This window comes from Streptomyces sp. NPDC001381, assembly GCF_042895685.1.
Lineage (GTDB): Bacteria > Actinomycetota > Actinomycetes > Streptomycetales > Streptomycetaceae > Streptomyces.
This window is the reverse complement of the sequence record NZ_JBIAWO010000003.1, coordinates 341,107-361,016: the sequence shown is the minus strand read 5'-3', so window position 1 is coordinate 361,016 and position 19,910 is coordinate 341,107. Positions and strand designations below refer to the sequence as shown.

At 71.2% G+C, this 19,910-nt stretch carries 21 protein-coding genes; 15 read left to right on the top strand and 6 right to left on the bottom strand.

Annotated elements, in window-relative coordinates; translation table 11 throughout:
• Positions 1-104: 104 nt before the first annotated feature.
• The 3 genes from ACFY2L_RS15235 (at position 105) to ACFY2L_RS15225 (ending at position 1,821) form a co-directional block, all read left to right on the top strand.
• Positions 105-299, top strand: a complete 195-nt coding sequence (locus tag ACFY2L_RS15235; protein WP_030783885.1) for a hypothetical protein — start codon at positions 105-107, stop codon at positions 297-299.
• Positions 300-433: 134 nt separating this feature from the next.
• Entirely contained in the window at positions 434-1,510 is a 1,077-nt protein-coding gene (locus ACFY2L_RS15230; protein ID WP_390822553.1) for a type I restriction endonuclease, read from the top strand.
• A 62-nt stretch (positions 1,511-1,572) separates the two neighbouring features.
• The gene (locus ACFY2L_RS15225) at positions 1,573-1,821 is read left to right on the top strand and encodes a methyltransferase (protein ID WP_390662599.1); all 249 of its coding nucleotides are present in this window, start codon (positions 1,573-1,575) and stop codon (positions 1,819-1,821) included.
• A 9-nt stretch (positions 1,822-1,830) separates the two neighbouring features.
• Here ACFY2L_RS15225 and ACFY2L_RS15220 read toward each other — a convergent pair whose 3' ends face one another.
• Together ACFY2L_RS15220 and ACFY2L_RS15215 are read right to left on the bottom strand one after the other, a co-directional pair.
• On the bottom strand, positions 1,831-2,013 hold the full coding sequence (locus tag ACFY2L_RS15220; RefSeq protein WP_390822552.1) for a DUF397 domain-containing protein: 183 nt from the start codon (positions 2,011-2,013) through the stop codon (positions 1,831-1,833).
• Positions 2,013-2,891 carry a helix-turn-helix domain-containing protein gene (locus ACFY2L_RS15215; RefSeq protein ID WP_390822551.1) on the bottom strand — a complete coding sequence of 293 codons (879 nt, stop codon included), beginning with the start codon at positions 2,889-2,891 and terminating at the stop codon, positions 2,013-2,015. Before ACFY2L_RS15215 ends, ACFY2L_RS15220 begins: the two co-directional genes overlap by 1 nt.
• Positions 2,892-3,044: 153 nt before the next feature.
• On the opposite strand from ACFY2L_RS15215, the gene ACFY2L_RS15210 reads away from it, so the two are divergent.
• Together ACFY2L_RS15210 and ACFY2L_RS15205 are read left to right on the top strand one after the other, a co-directional pair.
• Complete coding sequence (locus ACFY2L_RS15210) at positions 3,045-6,089, top strand: hypothetical protein (protein WP_390822550.1); 3,045 nt, start codon at positions 3,045-3,047, stop codon at positions 6,087-6,089.
• Positions 6,090-6,158: 69 nt separating this feature from the next.
• On the top strand, positions 6,159-6,974 hold the full coding sequence (locus tag ACFY2L_RS15205; RefSeq protein WP_390822549.1) for an immunity 49 family protein: 816 nt from the start codon (positions 6,159-6,161) through the stop codon (positions 6,972-6,974).
• Between the two features lie 133 nt (positions 6,975-7,107).
• Here the strand turns inward: ACFY2L_RS15205 and ACFY2L_RS15200 are convergent, their stop codons facing one another.
• Positions 7,108-7,443, bottom strand: coding sequence for a hypothetical protein (locus ACFY2L_RS15200; RefSeq protein ID WP_390661212.1), 336 nt, complete (start codon positions 7,441-7,443; stop codon positions 7,108-7,110).
• A gap of 53 nt (positions 7,444-7,496) precedes the next feature.
• Between ACFY2L_RS15200 and ACFY2L_RS15195 the strand changes: the two genes are divergently transcribed.
• The 8 genes from ACFY2L_RS15195 (at position 7,497) to ACFY2L_RS15160 (ending at position 15,220) form a co-directional block, all read left to right on the top strand.
• A complete protein-coding gene (locus ACFY2L_RS15195) occupies positions 7,497-7,667 on the top strand; it encodes a hypothetical protein (RefSeq protein WP_390661211.1) in 171 nt (56 codons plus the stop codon).
• 53 nt (positions 7,668-7,720) lie between these two features.
• A complete protein-coding gene (mshB, locus tag ACFY2L_RS15190) occupies positions 7,721-8,584 on the top strand; it encodes an N-acetyl-1-D-myo-inositol-2-amino-2-deoxy-alpha-D-glucopyranoside deacetylase (protein ID WP_390822548.1) in 864 nt (287 codons plus the stop codon).
• The gene (locus ACFY2L_RS15185) at positions 8,584-8,994 is read left to right on the top strand and encodes a DUF6113 family protein (protein ID WP_390822547.1); all 411 of its coding nucleotides are present in this window, start codon (positions 8,584-8,586) and stop codon (positions 8,992-8,994) included. Before mshB ends, ACFY2L_RS15185 begins: the two co-directional genes overlap by 1 nt.
• A gap of 154 nt (positions 8,995-9,148) precedes the next feature.
• On the top strand, positions 9,149-11,635 hold the full coding sequence (locus ACFY2L_RS15180) for a hypothetical protein (RefSeq protein ID WP_390822545.1): 2,487 nt from the start codon (positions 9,149-9,151) through the stop codon (positions 11,633-11,635).
• 91 nt (positions 11,636-11,726) lie between these two features.
• Entirely contained in the window at positions 11,727-12,665 is a 939-nt protein-coding gene (locus tag ACFY2L_RS15175; protein ID WP_390822544.1) for an ABC transporter ATP-binding protein, read from the top strand.
• Positions 12,662-13,402, top strand: a complete 741-nt coding sequence (locus ACFY2L_RS15170) for an ABC transporter permease (protein WP_390822543.1) — start codon at positions 12,662-12,664, stop codon at positions 13,400-13,402. Before ACFY2L_RS15175 ends, ACFY2L_RS15170 begins: the two co-directional genes overlap by 4 nt.
• Entirely contained in the window at positions 13,399-14,610 is a 1,212-nt protein-coding gene (locus tag ACFY2L_RS15165) for a sensor histidine kinase (RefSeq protein ID WP_390822542.1), read from the top strand. Before ACFY2L_RS15170 ends, ACFY2L_RS15165 begins: the two co-directional genes overlap by 4 nt.
• The gene (locus ACFY2L_RS15160; RefSeq protein ID WP_390661204.1) at positions 14,603-15,220 is read left to right on the top strand and encodes a response regulator transcription factor; all 618 of its coding nucleotides are present in this window, start codon (positions 14,603-14,605) and stop codon (positions 15,218-15,220) included. The genes ACFY2L_RS15165 and ACFY2L_RS15160 overlap by 8 nt, the downstream gene beginning before the upstream one ends.
• Positions 15,221-15,380: 160 nt before the next feature.
• Here the strand turns inward: ACFY2L_RS15160 and ACFY2L_RS15155 are convergent, their stop codons facing one another.
• Positions 15,381-16,223, bottom strand: coding sequence for a tetratricopeptide repeat protein (locus tag ACFY2L_RS15155; RefSeq protein ID WP_390822541.1), 843 nt, complete (start codon positions 16,221-16,223; stop codon positions 15,381-15,383).
• Positions 16,220-17,215 (bottom strand): GNAT family N-acetyltransferase, encoded by a 996-nt coding sequence (locus ACFY2L_RS15150; protein ID WP_390661225.1) that lies wholly within the window; start codon positions 17,213-17,215, stop codon positions 16,220-16,222. The genes ACFY2L_RS15155 and ACFY2L_RS15150 overlap by 4 nt, the downstream gene beginning before the upstream one ends.
• 140 nt (positions 17,216-17,355) lie before the next feature.
• Between ACFY2L_RS15150 and fdxA the strand changes: the two genes are divergently transcribed.
• Positions 17,356-17,676, top strand: a complete 321-nt coding sequence (gene fdxA, locus ACFY2L_RS15145; protein ID WP_003998156.1) for a ferredoxin — start codon at positions 17,356-17,358, stop codon at positions 17,674-17,676.
• A 114-nt stretch (positions 17,677-17,790) separates the two neighbouring features.
• Positions 17,791-18,891 (top strand): bifunctional succinyldiaminopimelate transaminase/glutamate-prephenate aminotransferase, encoded by a 1,101-nt coding sequence (locus ACFY2L_RS15140; protein ID WP_390661202.1) that lies wholly within the window; start codon positions 17,791-17,793, stop codon positions 18,889-18,891.
• A gap of 317 nt (positions 18,892-19,208) precedes the next feature.
• On the opposite strand, the gene ACFY2L_RS15135 is transcribed toward ACFY2L_RS15140, so the two are convergent.
• Positions 19,209-19,688 carry an ATP-binding protein gene (locus ACFY2L_RS15135; RefSeq protein ID WP_390661201.1) on the bottom strand — a complete coding sequence of 160 codons (480 nt, stop codon included), beginning with the start codon at positions 19,686-19,688 and terminating at the stop codon, positions 19,209-19,211.
• Between the last annotated feature and the right edge of the window lie 222 nt (positions 19,689-19,910).

Sequence of the window (19,910 nt, the reverse complement as noted above, 5' to 3'; positions counted from 1 at the left end):
CACTAGCGCACTGTGGGTATGAACCTGCTGGCAGTTGTATGGATTTACAAGTTCCCTCGTTCTGTTCTGCCCCCACGTTCCCGGGTTCTTGGAGGTGAGCCGCCGTGGCACTCTCGATTTCGGCGGTGGTGCTGCTGGCGATCATCGTCTTCTTGTTGATCAAGAAGTCAGGGCTGAAGGGCGGCCATGCCGTCGTCTGCATCCTGCTCGGCTTCTACCTCGCCTCCTCGACGATGGCGGGGACGATCAACGACCTGACGACGAGCGTGGCGAGCATGATCGGCAGCATCAAGTTCTGACCGCCGTCGGCGTGTGAGCTCCGGTCGGCTGTTGACCGGAGCTCGACCCTGGCCGCCCTGTTCCGCGCCTTCCCCGCCTCTGGATCCGTAAGCTTGACTGATCCGGGACAAGTGCAGGGCTGGATCGGGGGCGCGTGAACGGACACAACGCTGACGATCGGCTGCGGGAGCTGGCGAAGGCCTCGCCCAACTTCGGGCGGCTGTACGGCTACCAGCCCCTCCTCGCCATCTACGGCTCGCAGGCGGAACTCACGGTCCTCACCAACCCGAACGCCGCCTACGTGAGCGCGGGCCAGTTCGCCGAGGTCCTGGCCGAGGAGTTCGTCACCCGGACGGGCACGCGCACGGGCGGGACGCGGACCGTGTCCGCGTTCGTGCCGCCTACCCTCCCGGCCGATGCGCCGTCCACCGACCCCGAGGAGCTCGCGGAGCTCCAGGAGGCCCTGGAGGGGCACCGGAGGGCGCTTGCGGAGTCGCGGGTCAGGCTGTCGGAGACCAGTGACCGGCTGGAGGCCGGGCGGCGGGCCCGCGCCGAGGCGGAGAACCTCATCGCCACCGCCGAACAGGCCAAGACCGCGTACGCCGCGCAGGTCGAGGAGCTGAGGGCGCAGGTCAGTGAACTCCGGGCGAACCACCAGCAGCAGTACGACCGTGAGCGGCTCAAGCCCCGCAAGGTGGCCTCCGCCGCCCGTGACGCCGTCGTGGAGCGCGCGCAGCGCCCGGCGCCGCTCAACGAGGTGCAGGCGCGCAAGAAGATCGACGCGATGCTGGCCAAGGCGGGCTGGCTCATCCAGAGCAAGGCGGAGGCCAACCCGCTGGCGGGCAGGGGTGTGGCCATCGAGGAGTTCACCCTCGCCACCGGCCGCGCCGACTACGTCCTCTACGTCGACGGGAAGATCGTCGGCGTCATCGAGGCCAAGCGGGAGGGGACCGCGCTCGCCGGGGCCCTCGCCCAGAACGAGCGGTATGCGGCCGGGGTGCTCAAGGAGCACGCGATGGCCGTGTGGCGCCGGGAGGAGCCCTTCGCGTTCCGGTACGTCAGCACGGGCGCCGAGACGTACTTCCTGAACCGTGTCGACCCCGACGCCCGCTCCCGCGAGGTCTTCGCCTTCCACCGCCCCGAGACCATCGCGGCGTGGATGAAACGGGCCGACGAGGAACCGGACACGCCCACCTTCCGCGCGGCCCTCCGCACGAACATGCCCTCCTAACCCGTGCCCACCTCGACGACTTCGTGGCGGCCTACCGGGTTGGTGAACCCCGGTCGGCCCGTGTGGAGTCAGAGGACGAGAACGGCCCGTTCAAGAAGTGCAGCTACGAGGACCTGATCGCTCGCGACAAGGTCAACCTCGACATCACATGGATGAAGGACCCCGCCCTCGAAGACGCCGACAGCGGCTTGCCGCCCGAGGTGATCGCCGAGGAGATCGTCCGCGACCTCCAGGCAGCCCTGAACGAGTTCACGGCCATCGCCCGCTCCCTGGGCGGTGAGGTCGACGTACCGGAGGCCGAGGTCGAGTAGCCCGGACGGTCAGCTCTCCGACGCGTACGACACGAAGTCGGCCCAGGCCTCCGGCGAGAGCTGGAGGCGGGGGCCGGCGGTGTGCTTGGAGTCACGGACGTGGATGGTGGCGGGGGTGGTGGCGATCTCGACGCAGTCACTCGGGTTGCTGCTGTCGCTGTAGCTGCTCTTGAACCACACCAGGTCCTGCATCAGGTCTCTCCCAATAGTTCTTCGATGAAGGCCAGCGACTCCCGCGCGGTCAGAGCCTCGGCCCGGATGATGCCATAGCGCAGTTCGAGGATCCGGAGCTGCCTCGGGTCGTGGACCGGGCGGCCGTTGAACTCGTCGTCCATCCGTCCGACAGCCGTGCCATCCCCGAATTTCAGCACCTGGATCCGTCCTCCGGTACCAGGGTGGTCCCAGCGGTCCGTCGGCATCACCTGAATTTCGACGTTCCGCAACTGTGCCACCTCCAGCAGGTGTTCGAGCTGTGCACGCCACACCATCTTGCCGCCGACCGGCCGCCTGAGCGTCGTCTCTTCCAACACGAAGCTGAACTCAGGGGCGGGTGAGCGGTCGAAGACCGTCTTCCGGGCCATACGCGCTGCTACCGCCTGCTCCAGTTGCTCTTCCGGAGGGACCGGTCGTCGTGTCCCCAGCAACGCCCGCGCATACTCCATCGTCTGGAGGAGGCCGTGCAGATTGTGGTTGCCATACGAGAGCAACTCGACGGCCTTCGCCTCCAACTCCGCCAGGTCCCGCACCTTCTTCGGATACCTGACCTTCTCCACGTCCTCCTTCATCGCGGACAGCAGCCCACCCGCCCCCAGCACCTCGTCCGCCCTGTCCAGGAACTCCGGCCGAGGAATCCGCTTCCCGCTCTCGATCTTGTAGATCATGTCCTCGCCGTACCCGACGGCCTCCCCGAACCGGCAGGCCCGCATGCCCACCGCCTCCCGGCGCAGCTTCAGCTGCCGTCCGACCGTGGCGACGATCGCAAGCCCCCACTCGTCATCCGGGTCCACCTCCCAACCCGGCTCGTCCGCCTCGCTCTTGAGCCGTACCGTCTCGCCGTCGACCTGCGTCATCCCGCACCCTCCCGTCGTACGCCCTGACAACGACGCCCTACCCGCACACACCACGCCGACCGGCTCGGACAGCGCTGGACAGAACCCAGCCAGTCACCATGTGTAGCGGGGTCGTTACTTTCAAGTTAGGTCGGTTCGGTTGCTTCGCGTGACGTGATCCACGAAACCGGCGCCGCTGAAGGTTTCCTGCCGGTTTGGCCTGCTTCCGCTTGGCCGAAACCCATATGCAGAAGCACCGTTGACACCCATATATGTGATGATCCGATTCTTGTCGCGCGCTGTTGGCGGGACGAGTCGGACACACGGGGGTGTGCAGGCGTGATCAAGCCGGAGGAGATTCCTCAGTTCACCGGCAATCTGTTCCAACTGGAGCTGGATCATGCTGCGTTGAAGAAGGACGCGGGCAATGTCCGGACCACGGGCAGTGATGTGGACGCCCAGTTCCAGGGCCTGTCGGCGTTCTATCACGCGCCCGAGGCGGAGCAGCTTTTCGCGACGACGAAGCAGGTGAAGACCAGGGCGGACGATTTCGCGACGGACCTGGAGACGGTGTCGTCGGCGTTGTCGTCCTATGCGACGGAGATCCGTCCCCTCGTGTCGAAGCTGCTGGAGCTGAAGACGAAGGCGTCGACGTTCGTGGCGTCGGTCAAGGACGACGACGAGTGGGAGTACGACGAGGACAAGGTCGACGAGCACAACCAGCTGCGGGACGACATCACCGCGACGGTGGCGGCGTTCTGGGCGGCGGAGCGGACCTGTCACAACAAGATCACCGCGATCTGGGGCGGGACGCAGATGGTCGCGGGCGACGGCTCCGACCGCAAGGACCAGTACGGCTTCAACGCGGAGGACCTGAAGAACGCGAAGCTTCCCTGGGGTGACCCGGTGGAGGAGAGGCATCACTGGTACGAGGTCGGCCACTGGGTGAAGTCGTTCGTGTGGGACGGCCTGATCGTCGACGGCATCTGGGGCACGATCAAGGGCCTGGGCACGCTGGTGGGCTTCGGCGGCTGGGACGCGATGGGCCAGGCCTGGAAGGGCCTCGCCCAGCTCGCGACGGGGCTCGCCCTCGCCTCCATCCCCGGCGTCGGTACGGCCTTCTGGCTCCTCCCGGACGACAAGCTGCCCTCCTGGATCCGTGACTCGCGCACCGCGATGAAGGAGACGGGCAAGGCGCTGGTGGCGTGGGACGAGTGGGGCAAGAACCCCGGCCGCGCGGCCGGAGCGGTCACCTTCAACGTCCTGACCACGGTCTTCACCGGCGGCGCGGGCGGTGCGGCGGCCGGTGCCGGCAAGGCGGGCGCGGTCGCCAAGGCGCTGTCGGTGGCCGGTAAGGCGGGTCGGGTGATCGACCCGATGACGTACATTGCCAAGGGCGCGGGCGCGGGTCTGTCGAAGATCGGCGACATCACCAAGGCCCTCAAGGGCATGGGAAACATCGAGATCCCCAAGCTCCCGGAGGACGCGATCCCCCTCCCCGAGGGCACGGTCAGGCTCCCCGACGGCACGGTCCACTTCCCCGAAGGCGCGGTGATCCCGGAAGGCGCCACCAAACTCCCGGACGGCAACGTCAAGCTGCCCGACAACACGCCGGCCATCCCCGAGGGCTCGGTCAAACTGCCCACGGACGAGGGCGCACCGGCCCGCTACTACGACCCGCAGGGCAACCTCCTCGACGAGAACGGCACCGTCCTGAAGGAGGCCGCGGACGGCCCCGGCGACATCGTCGACCAGCCCGAACCCCACACCCCCACCGCGGGCTCGGACGTCCCCCGGGTGGACTCCCCGGTGAGGGAACCGGCCCTGGCCGGCGCTGGCACCCACACCGCCGGCAACGCCGGCAACGCCGCCCAGCACATCAGCCTCGGCAACAGCCTCGACACGAACCTGGGAGATGTCGGCCGCGTCGGCGACAACGTGACCACGGCTCCTGCCGTCCACGCCGGCAGCGACCTCCCCGGCTCCAGCCTGGGCGACCACATTCCGGGCGGCACCGCGGACCACCTTCCCGGCGGCGGGGTCGGCGACAACACGCCGGCGAACAGCATCGACACCCCTGCTCCGGCCGGCGTCGGCGACAACGCGGTCCCGGGAACCTCGACCAGCGACCACGCCACCACCGGCCACACGACGGAGACCGGAACGTCCGGCCGGGACCTGTCGGGCAGCACTGGTGGCGCCTCGCTGCCGGGCCACGGCACCGAGCCGCCCGCGGGCACAGGCGGCCTTGATGATGTGGGAGGCCTTGGCGACGAGGTCCTGGACCAGGTGGGCGGCCATGGCGACGACCCAGCCACGCCTGGCCACGAAGCGGACGAGGGTGCCGGCCACGGAGGTCACCACGACGAGCGGCAGTTGACCGTCGAGGAACGAAAGCGGATCCAGGACGAGCACGTCCAAAAGGCCAATGACGATCCAGAATGGCGCAAGGAGCACTACGACAAGCGCGGACATCGTCTGAGCAAGAAGGCGATCGTGGACGGTGTCGAGCTGCCGGTTTTGAAGCAACTGCCGGACGGCAGCTTCATCGCCAAGTACGACATGCCTCACGGCCCGTCCGAGACGACCTATGGCAAGACCCCGTTGGGGCGCGATTCGGCACACCCAGGGGTCCTGCCGGACCTCGACAAGGCCGCGAAGAACCGGATCAGCGGCATGGAACTCACACGTGCGGAGAGGGCTCACGTGGACAGCCCCTCGACGGCCACGGAGACGAATCTGAAAGCCGCCCAGGAATCCTTCCGTAATCAGGTCGGAGACTTGGCGAACAACAGCAAGCTGGGTGAGAAACTCGGCGAGGAGGCAGCCCGGCGGCACGTCATCCCGAAGATGTTTCCCGAGGCGGTCTGGGTCGACGATCTCCCCAGGACAGCCAACGGTGCCAACATGTTCGATGACCTGTACAAGCTCGACGACGACGGTGCGTACCTCGTCGTCGAGGAAAAGGCGCCGTCTGGTGATCTGGAGTGGCGTGACGGCGTCGGAGAAATGGCCCAGGGCATGCGGGTCAAGCAGGGGACCAAGGCCTACGCCCACACGATTGCTACCCTGATGTGGCGACGAGGCGGTAGGGACAGGGAGCTCGCCGAAGCCATTTTCGACGCCATGGACGAAGGAAAGCTCCAGTACGTCCTGGTGAAGGTGAACGAGAACACCGGAACGTACGCTGGGTCCGTCATGGAGCATTTCAATATCTAGGGCAGGAGAGTGTCCGTGGTTACGCGCGTCCCCCGTCATGACTTCCCGGTGGACAAGGTCCGAGAGGACATGGCGTCTCTGGTCGCGAGCACCAGTCGGGTGATCGACCGGCTGGAGCGGTCCGAGATGTCCCGGGCTCGAGCCCTGGAGACCACGCTGACCGTGGCCAAGTCCTGCTGCGCGGAGGACCCCGAGGCCGACAAGTTCGCCACGTGGGAAGCCTGGGTCACCGCGATGCAGGTCGGCTCGGCACTGTTCGTGTCCGCCACCGCTGCCGAAGGGCCTGTGCCCTGTCGTATCGGAGTTGACGGCGAGGTCAAGAACCTCCCCGCCACTGGTCCGCAGTTCTACTTGAACCCGGGCTCGTGGCTCACTTCGTGGTACCTGGCGACGATCTGCCGTGACAATGCCCGACTCGACCAACTTGCCAGTGTTCCGGTGTCCTTCCTCCGGGAGTCCGGCACCATGTTCGACGAATACATCTATGACTGGGTGGAAGCACTGCAGAACTTCTGGCGCGGCCGAGCCGAGGCCATGTGGGACAAGATCGTTGCCGCGGTCGACGGGACCGATCCGAACGTGGCTCGGAGCGCGAGCACGGAACTGCTGCTCAAGATCCTTTATCCGCCGCTCGAACTGTTCCACCTCTACCAGCGCCGTGAGGTCGAACGGTTCAACGAAACGCTGACCAACGCCCTCACGTGGCACAAGGAATACTGGACCGGCGACGCGGAACGCTGCGACAACACGGACGGACTGGTGGCCCTGGCCCCTCTCGCTCTCGCCTGCATGGCGCGTGATGCGAACTTCCCCATCACCGTCGAGTCCGAGTACCTGCCCAAGGAACTCCTGGAGTTCGGGTGGGCAGGCGAGGTCGACGCCTGAGCACTCCCGTGGTAATGGACATGCGACGTATTGATATGGACGACGACGAGGGCGACGTCGGCTTCGATCACCGGTTGCTCCACTCCGGAGAGCCGTATACCGGGGAAGCCGTTGAGTACCGGTTCCTCGGGGGTTACCGGTGGCCGTTCCCAGACCGCAGACGCGTCAGTTCGAGGCGTTCATGACGAACCTGTCGTACGCCCGGCGCATGGTCGAAGCGGGCCGGATGCTGACCCCGTTCAAGTCGCCCACGATCGACATCGACGACTTCTACCGGGCTGCCTGGGTCCAGGCCGTCGCCGCCATCGATCACTGGCTTCACGAGGAGGTCCTGCGCCGGGTGGCCGAACTCGCGGCCAAGGACAGCCCTGAGATGCCCTACCAGCTCCGCGTGTACGAACTGCCGCTGCACAGGGTCGAGGCGGTGCGACGAGGCGACGTCACGCTTCCTGATGCTGTCGTCGAGCACCTGCGGGACAAGCTTGCTGCCCAGTCCTCCAGCATCCCGGAAAGATCTCCGAGGTGCTCAAGCTCGTCACGGAGAAGAAGGTCTGGTTCCTGTCCGCCGGGTGGATCAACCAGACGTTCTTCCAGGGCCGCACCTCTCTCAACGAGAAGACACTTCACGGCCGCTATCTGGAGATCACCCAGCGGCGCAACAAGATCGCCCACGTGCTCGACGACGCGGAGTGACGGTTGCGGTGGGCAGGTGACCGGGGGCGATCGTCGCCTCGTAGGGTGGGCCCATGACGGAACTGCCCGCCCGGCGTCTGCTGCTGGTGCACGCGCACCCGGACGACGAGTCGATCAACAACGGCGCGACCATGGCCCGGTACGCGGCCGAGGGTGCCCGGGTGACGCTGGTCACCTGCACCCTCGGGGAGCGGGGCGAGGTCATCCCGCCGCACCTGCGGCACCTCGGCGGTGCCGCCCTGGGTGAGCACCGCCTGCGCGAGCTCACCGACGCCATGGCCGCACTGGGCGTCGGCGACTTCCGGCTGCTCGGCGGCGCGGGCCGGTACGCCGACTCCGGGATGATGGGCCTGCCCGACAACAACGACCCGGGCTGCTTCTGGCAGGCCGACGTCGACGAGGCCGCCGCCGCGCTGGCCGAGGTGCTGCTGGAGGTACGCCCCCACGTCGTCGTCGCCTACGACGACAACGGCGGCTACGGCCACCCCGACCACATCCAGGCCCACCGCGTCGCCCTGCGCGCCGTGGAGCTCGCCGCCGGCGCCGGGTGGCCGGTCCCCAAGGTCTACTACAACCGCGTCCCGCGCTCCGTCGCCGAGGCCGCCTTCGCCCGGCTCCGGGAGGAGCTGCCCGGGCTGCCCTTCGCCAGGAGCGCCGCCGTCACCGACGTACCCGGTGTCGTGGACGACGAGCGGATCACCACCGCGATCGACGGCACCGCGTACGCGTCCGCGAAGGCCGCCGCGATGCGCGCGCACGCCACCCAGATCGAGGTCGCCCCCGGCGAGCGGTACTTCGCGCTCTCCAACGAGCTGGCGCAGCCCCTGTTCACCACCGAGTACTACGAGCTGGTGCGCGGGGAAACGCCCTCCGGGCGGGAGACCGACCTGTTCGCCGGCGTCGGGGAGGTGGCGTGATGTCCGGGCACGGCTCCCCGCTCGCCCAGCCCCTCCAGCGGCCCTCCGCCGGACGGATCGCCGTCTACGCCGGGCTGCTGCTCCTCGGCGCGCTCACCGGGCTGGCCGGTGCCCTCGTGCAGGCCGGCTGGTTCCCGGGCGGACTGCTGCTCGCGCTCGCCGGCGCGGCCGGGCTCTTCCTGGGCGGCGCACGGGCCGCCCGCAGCCGCGGCGGGGCGGTCGCGCCCGCCGCCGGCTGGATGATCGCCGTCATCGTGTGCACCGCGGGCCGTCCCGAGGGCGACTACCTGTTCGGCGCGGGCGGCGGCTCCTATCTCTTCCTGCTCGGCGGCATGGCACTTGCTGTGATCTGCGCCACCCTTGCGTTCGGGCGGCAACCGGTCGGGCCGGACGTCCGACTTGGCAAGTGACGTACCACTTCGCCGTGGCGCGGGCGTGCGAGTCCCGTGTGGGTTTCAGCGGCGGTCGTGGGATACGCGCCAGAAGTGGCCAGTATGGTGGTGCGCGCCGCCGAGCCGCCCGTGAGGTCGTGGCGGGCGGCGGAGCCAACCTGGAGAACCTGCCTTGAGTCGTGAAACTGACACTCCGTCCTCCGGGCCCAACGGGCGCGGCGGGGCCGCGTACCCCTCGGGTACGCCGCCGTACGGAACCCCCGTGGTGTCCGACGGCGGTGCGGACGCGGGCCGTTCGGCCGCCCGGCCGGAGGAACGCAAGACCGAGACCACGCTGACGACCCGGATCCGGATCAACATCCCCGGTTCGCGGCCCATTCCGCCGGTCGTCGTGCGCAAGCCCGTAGCGGACTCCGAGGGCGACGACAGCGCTGCCGACGCGCAGCCCGCGTCCCCCGCCGGCTCTCCGGGCACCATGGGCTCCTCCGGGTCGGACACGGGCACCTTCGAGGCGCCCGCCGAACCCGCGCCCGCCGCCGACGAGAAGACGAGCGACTGGTTCGCGCCGCGCAAGTCCGGCGCGCCCAAGGGCGGTCAGGGCGGCGGCTCCGCCAACGGGGCCGCAACCCCGGGCGGTTCGGCCGCGGGCACGGGCGGCGCCGGTGCGGGCGCCTCCGGTACGGGTGCCTCCGGCGGCGTCACCGGTCCGGGTGCCGGAGCCGGTGGCGGGGGCGGCGCGCGTCCCGGTGCCGGAGCCGGCGGCGGACGGCCCGGCGGCGGGCAGCCCGGTGGCGGGCGGCCCGGCGGTGTGGTCGGTTCCATGAGCGCCCCGACGGGCACCCGTCCCGGCGGCACCAACGGCGCGGGTCTCCCCGGCGCCACCGGCGGTCCGGTGGCTCCCGGGCACGGCGGCGGCACCGGTTCCTTCGACGTGACCGAGGCGCTGGCCGCGGGCCCGCTCGGCACCTCCCGGCCCGGACAGACGCCGGGCCAGGGCGGCGGCGGTGCCGAGGCGCGCCGCGACGAGCTGCCGTACTTCTCGGACAACGGCGGCGGCGACCAGAACGGCTTCCCCGGGACGGACGGCCAGGGCGGCGCCCCGGCGGGCCCCGGCAGCCGGCACGACTTCACCGCCCCGTCCGGCCCGGGCGGCCGGCACGACTTCAACGGCCCGGACGTCCCCTCCGGCCCGCACGGCCGCGGCGGCCCGCAGGGCCCCGCGGGCCCGACCGGCGGTCCGGTCACCGGCGACGGCCCGATGGTGCCCCCGATGGCGCAGAACGCGGCCGGCCCGGCGGTCGGCGCGCCCGGCATACAGGGCGCCCCCGGCGGTCCCGGCGGCTACGGCCGTCCCGGTGGTCCGGCGGGTCCCGGCGGCCCGCGTGGCGCCGCTCCCGGCAGCGGCCCCGGCACGGGCCCGGGCACGGGCCGGCTTCCGGGCGGCGGCCTGAGCGACGACACCGCGATCCTCACCCCGCAGAAGCCCGCGCCCGAGCCGGGCGCCGGCGGCTACGGCCGTCCCGCCGACAACGTCTCCGGGCACACCGTCACCAGCGGCATCCCGGTCGTCCCCGCCGACGGCCAGGGCGGCCCCGGCGCGTCCTTCGCGCCCGGCGGCGCCCAGAGCGGCGGCGGGCCGGGGACGCAGACCCCGCCCAAGGCGGCCGCCCCGGCCGCCCGGAACGCGTCCGCGGACTCCAAGAAGAAAAAGAAGAAGGGCCGCAGCAAGCTGGTCCTGCTCGGCGGAGTGCTGGTCCTCGGCGGCGTCGGCCTCTACGGCGCCGGCCTGCTGATGAACCACTCCGACGTGCCCAAGGGCACCACCGTGCTCGGCGTCGAGATCGGCGGCGGCACCCGCGACGAGGCCGTCAAGAAGCTCGACGACGCCTTCGACGAGCGGGCCGCGCAGACGCTGAAGCTGTCCGTCGACGGCGACACCGTCTCCCTCAAGCCGGACCAGGCGGGCCTGCAGTTCGACATCCAGGCCACGGTCGACGACGCCGCGAAGAGCGACTACAACCCGGTCTCCGTGATCGGCTCGCTGTTCGGGCAGCACCGCGAGGTCGAGCCCGAGATGCCGGTCGACGAGGAGAAGCTCCAGGCCGCCCTGGAGAGCACGGCGGGCGGCGCCGGCTCGGCCGCCGACGGCACGATCAAGTTCCAGTCGGGCAAGGCCGTCGCCGTCTACGGCAAGGCGGGCAAGGGCATCGACGCGGCGAAGGCCGAGGACGCCGTCGTCAGGGCGTATCGCACCCAGGTGGAGACGGGCTCGACCCCCGCGGTCAAGGTCCCGACCACGACCCGGCAGCCGACGATCACCGACGCCGAGGTCGACCGGATGATGAAGGACTTCGCCGAACCGGCGATGTCCGGCAACGTCAAGATCCAGGTCAAGGGCACCACCAAGTTCATCGAGTTCAGCCCGAAGAACTCGCTGTGGAAGTTCCTCGGCGTCCAGGCCGTCGACGGCAAGCTGGTGGAGCACTACGACCAGGCGGCCCTCAAGGAGCTGTACGGCGGCACCTTCGACGGTGTCCTGATCACCCGCGGCACCGGCCAGAAGACGGCCGTCACCGTGCAGGACGTCATCAGTGCCCTGCGCCCGGCCCTGAAGAGCACCACGGACCGCACCGCGGTCATCGAAACCGACCCGTCCTGACGCGGCGGCGGTGCCGCATGACATCTGTCATGCGGCACCGAGGACTCCCGGCACTGCCGCCGGGCAGGCCCCGGGAGCGACGATCGCTGTCATGACGACGACGACAGCACCCCCCGGGCCGACGACAGCACCCGTGGTCGGCTTCGACCGGGTGAGCAAGAGCTACGGCGACGTACGGGCCGTGGACGGGCTGACGCTCGCGCTGCACCCCGGGGAGACCGTGGCGCTGCTCGGGCCCAACGGCGCCGGCAAGTCGACCACCCTGGACCTGCTGCTCGGCCTCAAGCAGGCCGACGACGGCACGGTCCGCGTCTTCGGCACCAGCCCCCGCGAGGCGATCGTCGCCGGGCGGGTGGGCGCCATGCTGCAGAGCGGCGGACTGATGGACGAGGTCACCGTCGCCGAGCTGGTCGGGCTCGCCTGCGCCCTGCACCCGAAGCCCTGCCGTGCCTCCGACGTGCTGGCCCGCGCGGGCATCGCGCAGATAGCCGGCCGCAAGGTCGACAAGCTGTCCGGGGGCCAGGCCCAGCGCGTCCGCTTCGCGCTCGCCACGGCCGGCGACAGCGACCTGATCGTCCTGGACGAGCCCACCACCGGCATGGACGTCACCACCCGCCAGGCCTTCTGGGCCACCATGCGCGAGCAGGCCGACCAGGGCCGCACGGTCCTGTTCGCCACCCACTACCTGGAGGAGGCCGACGCCATCGCCGACCGGGTCCTGGTCCTGCACCGGGGCCGGCTGCTGGCCGACGGGACGGCGGCCGAGATCAAGGCGAAGGCGGGGGTGCGGAGGATCTCCTTCGACCTGGCGGAGGAGCGGACCGACGAGACCGCGCTGCGCGCGCTGCCCTGCGTGACCGCCCTCGACATGTCCGGCCGGACGGTCCGCATCCAGTCCTCCGACGCCGACGCCACCGTCCACGCGCTGTACGGCCTCGGGACCTACCCCCGCAACCTCGAAGTCGCCGGGCTCGGTCTGGAGCAGGCCTTCGTCGCCCTCACCGCCGCCGAGGAGGCGAGGACCAGGTGAACGGCCTGATCAAACTGGAACTGACCCGCGCCCTGCGCAACCGCAAGTTCCTGTTCTTCTCCGTGATCTACCCGTCGGTCCTGTTCCTGCTGATCGCGGGCAGCGCCGACGCCACCGAGAGGATCGACGGCACGGGCCTGACCCTGCCGACCTACATGATGGTCTCGATGGCCTCCTTCGGCGCCCTCACGGCCGTCCTGATGGGCAACAGCGAGCGCATCGCCAAGGAGCGCGAGAGCGGCTGGGTACGGCAGCTGCGGCTGACCACGCTGCCGGGCCGGGGGTACGTCCTCGCCAAGACCGCGAGCGCCGCCGTGGTCAGCCTGCCGTCCATCGTCGTCGTGTTCGCCGTCGCCGCGGCCGTGAAGGGCGTACGGCTGGACCCCTGGCAGTGGCTCGCGCTGACCGGCGCGATATGGGCGGGCAGCCTGGTCTTCGCCGCGCTGGGCGTCGCGATCGGGTACCTCGCGAGCGGGGACGCGGTCCGCCCCCTCACGATGATCCTCTACTTCGGGCTGTCGATCCTGGGCGGCCTGTGGATGCCGACGACGGCCTTCCCGCAGTGGCTGCGGGACGTGGCCGAGTGGGTGCCGACCCACGCGTACGCTGCCCTGGGGCAGGCCATCGAGCAGAACCAGGCCCCGCACGGGAGGGACATCGCCATCCTGGTCGTCTCCTTCGCCCTGTTCACGGGCGGCGCGGCCTGGCTGTACCGGAAGGACACCCTGAAGGCGTGAGCGCGACGACGGACGACCCGCTGCCCCGGGAGGCCCGGCAGGGACCGGCGCTCCTGCTCGGCCGGCCGGCCCGCAACCGGCGTGACCTGCTGCGGCGCAAGGTGCTGTGGATCGGCGTCTGGCTGGTCTTCCTCAGCTCACCGGTCCACGACCTGGTCACCGGCGGCCACACCGCCGGCGGCACGGCCGGCGGCTGGCTGGGACTGGCCGTGTTCGTCGCCGTCTATCTCTCCCTCCTCTTCCGGAACATGGGGGCCACGCCCTACCCGCCCAGGCTCATCGGCGTCCTGATCGCCGCCATGGCCTTCCTCGCCACGCTGCTGTGCCTCACGCTCGGCTCCGCCTGGCTGGGCCTGTTCTGCTACGTCTCCGTGGCCTGTGGGGTCGCCCTCCCGCTGCGCTCGGCGTACTGGGCCATCCCGGCCACCGCCGCGTCGATGATGATCGTCGGCCTGCGCGTCGGCGAGGAGGAGGCGGCCGATCTGCTCGTGCTGGTCCTGCTCATCGGCTTCGCGATGACGGGCGTGATCCAACTGGTGCGTACCACCGTGGAGTTGCGCAAGGCCCGCGCCACGGTCGCCCAACTGGCGGCGAACGAGGAGCGGTTGCGGCTGGCGAGGGACCTGCACGACCTGCTGGGCCACTCGCTCTCGCTGATCACCCTGAAGAGCGAGCTGGCCGGCCGGATGCTCCCCGCGCACCCCGAGAAGGCGGCCCAGCAGGTCGCCGACATCGAACAGGTCAGCCGCCAGGCGCTGGTCGACGTCCGCGAGGCCGTCACCGGCTACCGGCGCCCCCGCCTCGCCGCCGAACTCGCAGGGGCCCAGGTCGCGTTGACAGCCGCCGGCATCACCGCCCAGGTGCCCGCCGAACCGGACCTCGACGGCGTGCCCGAGGACAGCGAGTCCGCCCTCGCCTGGGCCCTGCGCGAGGCGATCACCAACGTCGTACGGCACAGCGGGGCCGCCCGCTGCACGGTGGACGTGATCAGGCGCCAGACCCTCGACGGAGCCGTCCTGGAACTCTCCGTCGAGGACGACGGCTCGGGCGGCCCGGGAAAGGGCCCCGGCAACGGTCTCACCGGTCTGACCGAACGTCTGGAGAAGGCGGGCGGCACCCTGGAGGCGGGCCGGGCCGGACGCGGCTTCCGCCTGGTCGCCCGCGTCCCGGCGGCCCCGGCCCCGGACATAGGATCCCGCCATGAGTGACGGCACGATCAAGGTCCTCCTGGCCGAGGACCAGTCGATGGTCCGCGAGGCGCTGGCGGCCCTCCTCGGCCTGGAGGACGACATCGAGGTGGTCGCCCAGGTGGCCCGCGGCGACGAGGTCCTCGCCGCCGCCCGCGCCCACGACGTCGACGTGGCCCTCCTCGACATCGAGATGCCGGGTTTGACGGGCATCGAGGCCGCGGCCCGGCTGCACAGCGAACTCCCGCTGCTGAAAGTGGTCGTCCTCACCACCTTCGGCCGCCCCGGCTATCTGCGCAGCGCCATGGAGGCGGGTGCCGACGCGTTCCTGGTCAAGGACGCCCCCGCGGCCCAACTGGCGCAGGCGGTGCGCAAGGTGCTGGCGGGGGAGCGGGTCATCGACCCCACCCTGGCGGCGGCGGCCCTGGCGGAGGGGGCCAACCCGCTGACGGACCGCGAGCGGGAGATCCTGCGGGCGGCGGCCGACGGCTCCACCAACGCCGAGCTGGCGGCGGAGCTGCACCTGTCCCAGGGGACGGTCCGCAACTACCTCTCGACGGCGATCCAGAAACTGGCGGCGCGGAACAGGGCGGAGGCGGTACGGATCGCTCGGGAGAAGGGCTGGCTGTAGGGCCTGTCGCGAACGTGCCGCCTGCCGCGCGACGCCCGGCACGCGGCCCGGCTGCCCTGAGGGCGTGGGAGGCACCCCACGACGCCGCGCGGCCGCCCTTCGGGCGACGACGCCACTTTCGCGACAGGCCCCGGCCGGCCGCGTCCCCCGGCGGCCGGTGTCAGTTCAGCATCGCTCGCGCGGCCTGCGCCTCCCGCCGCACACGCTCGGCGGTCCCCTCGTCCACCACTTCCACCAGGTCCGCGTACTCCTCCAACTCGGCCGCACCCCCGACGAAGTCACCCCGCCGGACGAGCAGCGTGCCCTTCTCGTACCGCAACCGGGCCGGATGCGAAGGGATCAGCAGCGACAACTCCACCCCCCACAACCCCACGTCCGACCGCTCCGGCCGGGCCGCCGCCCACGACCGGATGTTGTTGAGGATCCGCACGATCACCTCCAACGGCTCGGCAGGGGCCAGCATCGACGGCTCCAGCCGCGCCCCCGTCGCCCCGGCCACCAGCAGCTCCGCGTCGCCCCCCGTCAGCACCCGCCCCCCTTCGAACGGGTCGACCAGCACCTGCCGTCCGAGGTCCCCGGGCGGCCCGAACCCGACCACGAAGTGCCCCGGCAGAGCGACCCCGTACACCGGTGCCCCGGCCCGCCGCGCGACCTCCACCCACACCACCGACAGCAGGATCGGCAGCCCCCGCCGCCGCGCCAGCACCTGATGCAGCAGGGAGGACTCCAGCCGCTGGTAGTCCGGCGCGGAGCCGTGGAACCCGTACCGGCCGCCCAGCAGCTCCCGCAGCGCCTCCGCCCACGCCTCCGCGTCGCCCGGCCGGTACGGCACCTCCCCGGCCAGCCGGTCGAGCTCGGCCTGCGCGGCGTCCAGCCCTGCCTCGTCCAGTTCCGGGTCCATCGCCGCGCCCACCAGCAGGCACAGCATGGCCAGGTCGGGCCGCTCGGTCCGCGCCTCCGCGGAGAACAGCCGCCGCACCTCACCGGGGTCGTAGGCGCTCACGAAGGCTCCCGGTAGTGGTGGTAGGCGTGGTGCGCCGAGAACCCCGTCCGGGCGTACAGCGCCCGCGCCCCCGCGTTGTCCTCCTCCACCTGCAGCCAGGCCGCCGAGGCGCCCTCGTCCAGCGCCCGGCGGGCCAGCGCGGCCATCACGGTCGTGGCGAGCCCCTTGCGCCGATGTACCGGATCGACCTCCACGGCGGCGAACCCGGCCCACCGCCCGTCCACGACACACCGCCCGATGGCGGCGGGCGCACCGCCGGACGGGTCGGGCACGGAGGCGAACCACACCGACGGTCCGCTCCCCAGCACCTTCAGGGCCACCTCGCTCACCCCCTTGCGCTGATACCGCGCCAGCCACGCCTCGTCGGCCTCCCGGGCCAGCGTCACTCCTTCAGCGTCCGCCCGGTCGGCCAGCGGCGCCAGCGCCCCGATCCACAGCTCCGCGGTCACCTCGCGCACCCATCCGCGCCGCTCCAGTTCGGCGCAGAGGAGCTCCTGGGCGCCCTCGGCGCCGGTCGCCGTCTGCACATAGGCGGGCAGGCCGCGCTCCCCGTACCAGCGCCGGACGGCGCTCAGGGCCTCGTCGAGCGGTACGCCCGGGTCACCGAGCGGCAGCACGGAGTTGGCGCGCCGGGTGTATCCGGCGGCGGCCCGCAGCTCCCACCCGCCGAGCCGCTCGCTCTCCACGGGCCGCCAGGCCCGCGCGGCGACCGGGGCCAGCTCCTCGTAGGCGGCGGCGGGCCCCCGGCGGCGCGCCGGGGCGGCCGGCACGACCTTCCCGGCGACCAGTGAGGACGCGTCGATCCGGACGCGCTCCCCGCTCCGGCGTGTGATCACCAGCACACCGTCGTCCCATGATGTGAGAACACCCACCGTGTCGGTGAATTTCCCCTCCGTGACACCCGTGTCGCTCAAGCGCCGTACCGAGACGCGTTTGCCCACGTCAGCAGTGGTGATACGGACCTCGAGGCGTCCGTAGGCCGAGAATTCCACAGGTCGGTTCACCCCTCCTGTTCGGATCATGCCCAAGAACGGAGATACTAGGGGCGGGCATCGACGACGCCGCGCTCCCGCGCGCCAGGCGGCGGAGCCTGAGGAGGCCCGCCAGCGCCCTATCGAGGAGGAACGACAGCGTGACCTACGTCATCGCGCAGCCTTGTGTCGACGTGAAGGACAAGGCGTGCATCGAGGAGTGCCCGGTCGACTGCATCTACGAGGGCTCCAGGTCCTTGTACATCCACCCGGACGAATGCGTCGACTGTGGTGCCTGTGAGCCGGTCTGCCCGGTTGAGGCGATCTTCTACGAGGACGACGTGCCGGAGGAGTGGAAGGACTACTACAAGGCGAACGTCGAGTTCTTCGACGAGCTCGGCTCGCCCGGCGGTGCGAGCAAGCTCGGACTGATCGAGCGGGACCACCCGTTCGTCGCCGCGCTGCCGCCGCAGGCCGAGTAACCGCATCAGCGGCCCGCACCATCGTGCCGCCTCGGTCCCGTACGGCCTGATCACCCTGACGGCCATACGGGACCGAGGCGTTTGCCGTACGTACGAGAAAGTGAGCCAGCACCCGTGTCCGCAGTCTCCGACCGCCTGCCCACGTTCCCCTGGGACAAGCTGGAGCCGTACAAGAAGAAGGCCGCCTCGCATCCGGACGGCATCGTCGACCTCTCCGTCGGCACCCCGGTCGACCCGGTCCCCGAACTGATCCAGAAGGCCCTGATCGGCGCGGCGGACTCCCCGGGCTACCCCACGGTCTGGGGCACCCCGGCGCTGCGCGACGCGATCACCGGCTGGCTGGAGCGCCGTCTGGGCGCCCGCGAGGTCACCCACCGCCACGTCCTGCCGATCGTCGGCTCCAAGGAGCTCGTGGCTTGGCTGCCGACCCAGCTGGGGCTCGGTCCCGGCGACCGGGTGGCGTACCCGCGCCTCGCCTACCCCACGTACGAGGTCGGCGCCCGCCTCGCCCGCGCCGAGTACGAGGTCTACGACGACCCGACGGAGCTGAGCCCGGAGGGCCTCAAGCTCCTCTGGCTGAACTCGCCGTCCAACCCGACCGGCAAGGTCCTGTCGAAGGCGGAGCTGACGCGGATCGTCGCCTGGGCCCGTGAGCACGGCGTCCTGGTCTTCTCCGACGAGTGCTACCTCGAACTGGGCTGGGAGGCCGACCCCGTCTCGGTCCTGCACCCGGACGTCAACGGCGGCTCGTACGAGGGCGTCGTCGCGGTCCACTCCCTGTCCAAGCGCTCGAACCTGGCGGGCTACCGCGCCGCCTTCGTGGCCGGCGACCCGGCGGTTCTCGCCCCGCTGCTGGAGATCCGCAAGCACGGCGGCATGATGACCTCGGCCCCGACCCAGGCGGCGGTCGTGGCGGCCCTCGGCGACGACACCCACGTCCACGAGCAGCGTGAGCGCTACGCGGCCCGCCGCACCCTGCTGCGCGAGGCGTTGGTGCACCACGGCTTCCGCATCGAGCACAGCGAGGCCAGCCTCTATCTCTGGGCCACCCGGGACGAGTCCTGCTGGGACACCGTGGACCGCCTCGCCGACCTCGGCATCCTCGTGGCCCCGGGCGACTTCTACGGCACGGCGGGCGACCGGTTCGTACGCGTGGCCCTGACGGCGACGGACGAGCGGGTCGCCGCGGCGGTGAAGCGGCTCGCGGCCGGTTAGGGCCTGTCGTTCGGATCACGCCGCAGACGCGGGGTCCGGCACGCGCTCCCCCGGAGGGGGGACCCCCAGCGGCGTTGTCGTCGGTTGCCGACGCTCCGCGTGGACGCCCTCCTCCGCCTTGCAGACGCACGCACCGGACCCCGCTCGGGCCGGCCCGAAGGCACCGTCACTTTCCTGCGGCCTGATCCAAACGACAGGCCCCAGGACCGGCTGCGAGAGCGGCGCCTGCCGCACAGGCTCCCGCCGCCCGACCACGCACGAGAGCGCCGGGGTCCAGGAGGCGTCCCGGACCCCGGCGCTCTCGTGCGCCCGAGGCGTCAGCCGATCGGCAGACCCTTCAGGGTGCCGCCGCCGCCCGGCAGGCCGCCCTTGCCCAGGCCGCCCTTGCCGAGCCCGCCCTTGGTGAGGCCGTCCGTCGGCAGCCCGCCCTTCGTGGCCGACTTGGCGGTGTCCCCGAGGACGTCCCCGGCGGTTCCGGCGGCCTGACCGGCCGCCTTCTGCACCGCGGGCGCCGCCTTCTTCACGGCCTTGCCGCCGGCCTTGCCCGCGACCGGCACCGTCTGCTTGACGGCCTTGCCGCCGGCGTCACCCGCGAGCCCGGTGGCGCTCTGCGTCGCGCCGTCGACCGTGGTGCCGACGTTCGCGCCGTCCAGGGCGGTCAGCCCGCCGAGGTCCGGGGTGGCGGGCAGGGCGGAGGGGGCAGCGCTCGCGGAGCCGGCCGCACCGACCCCGGCGGCCGCTCCCGCAGCGACGAGCAGTGCGGCACGGGCGATCCTGCGGGTCAGGGGGAGGGACATGATGCTCCTTCGACGGGAGAGAACAGAGAACGCAGTGACTACCGCTCGAAGCCCGCGAAGGTTGCGGACGCCCGCCGTAAAGAGTTGGCAATGCGTCGCATTATCGGCTGGGGCGGAAATCGGGCGAATCCCGTCCGGTGTGACAGTCCGCCGAACCGCCGGAGCCCTTTGTTCCCAAGGCCTCCGCCGGACCCGGGGGCGACTGCGCGAAAACCCGCGCAC

Bases quoted from the DNA above. Each gene is read 5' to 3' on its own strand.
- ACFY2L_RS15215 (WP_390822551.1), bottom strand. From the start codon at position 2,891: ATGACGCAGGTCGACGGCGAGACGGTACGGCTCAAGAGCGAGGCGGAC.
- ACFY2L_RS15205 (WP_390822549.1), top strand. From the start codon at position 6,159: ATGGCGTCTCTGGTCGCGAGCACCAGTCGGGTGATCGACCGGCTGGAG.
- mshB (WP_390822548.1), top strand. From the start codon at position 7,721: ATGACGGAACTGCCCGCCCGGCGTCTGCTGCTGGTGCACGCGCACCCG.
- ACFY2L_RS15135 (WP_390661201.1), bottom strand. From the start codon at position 19,688: ATGTCCCTCCCCCTGACCCGCAGGATCGCCCGTGCCGCACTGCTCGTC.
- ACFY2L_RS15160 (WP_390661204.1), top strand. From the start codon at position 14,603: ATGAGTGACGGCACGATCAAGGTCCTCCTGGCCGAGGACCAGTCGATG.
- ACFY2L_RS15220 (WP_390822552.1), bottom strand. From the start codon at position 2,013: ATGCAGGACCTGGTGTGGTTCAAGAGCAGCTACAGCGACAGCAGCAAC.
- ACFY2L_RS15175 (WP_390822544.1), top strand. From the start codon at position 11,727: ATGACGACGACGACAGCACCCCCCGGGCCGACGACAGCACCCGTGGTC.
- ACFY2L_RS15185 (WP_390822547.1), top strand. From the start codon at position 8,584: ATGTCCGGGCACGGCTCCCCGCTCGCCCAGCCCCTCCAGCGGCCCTCC.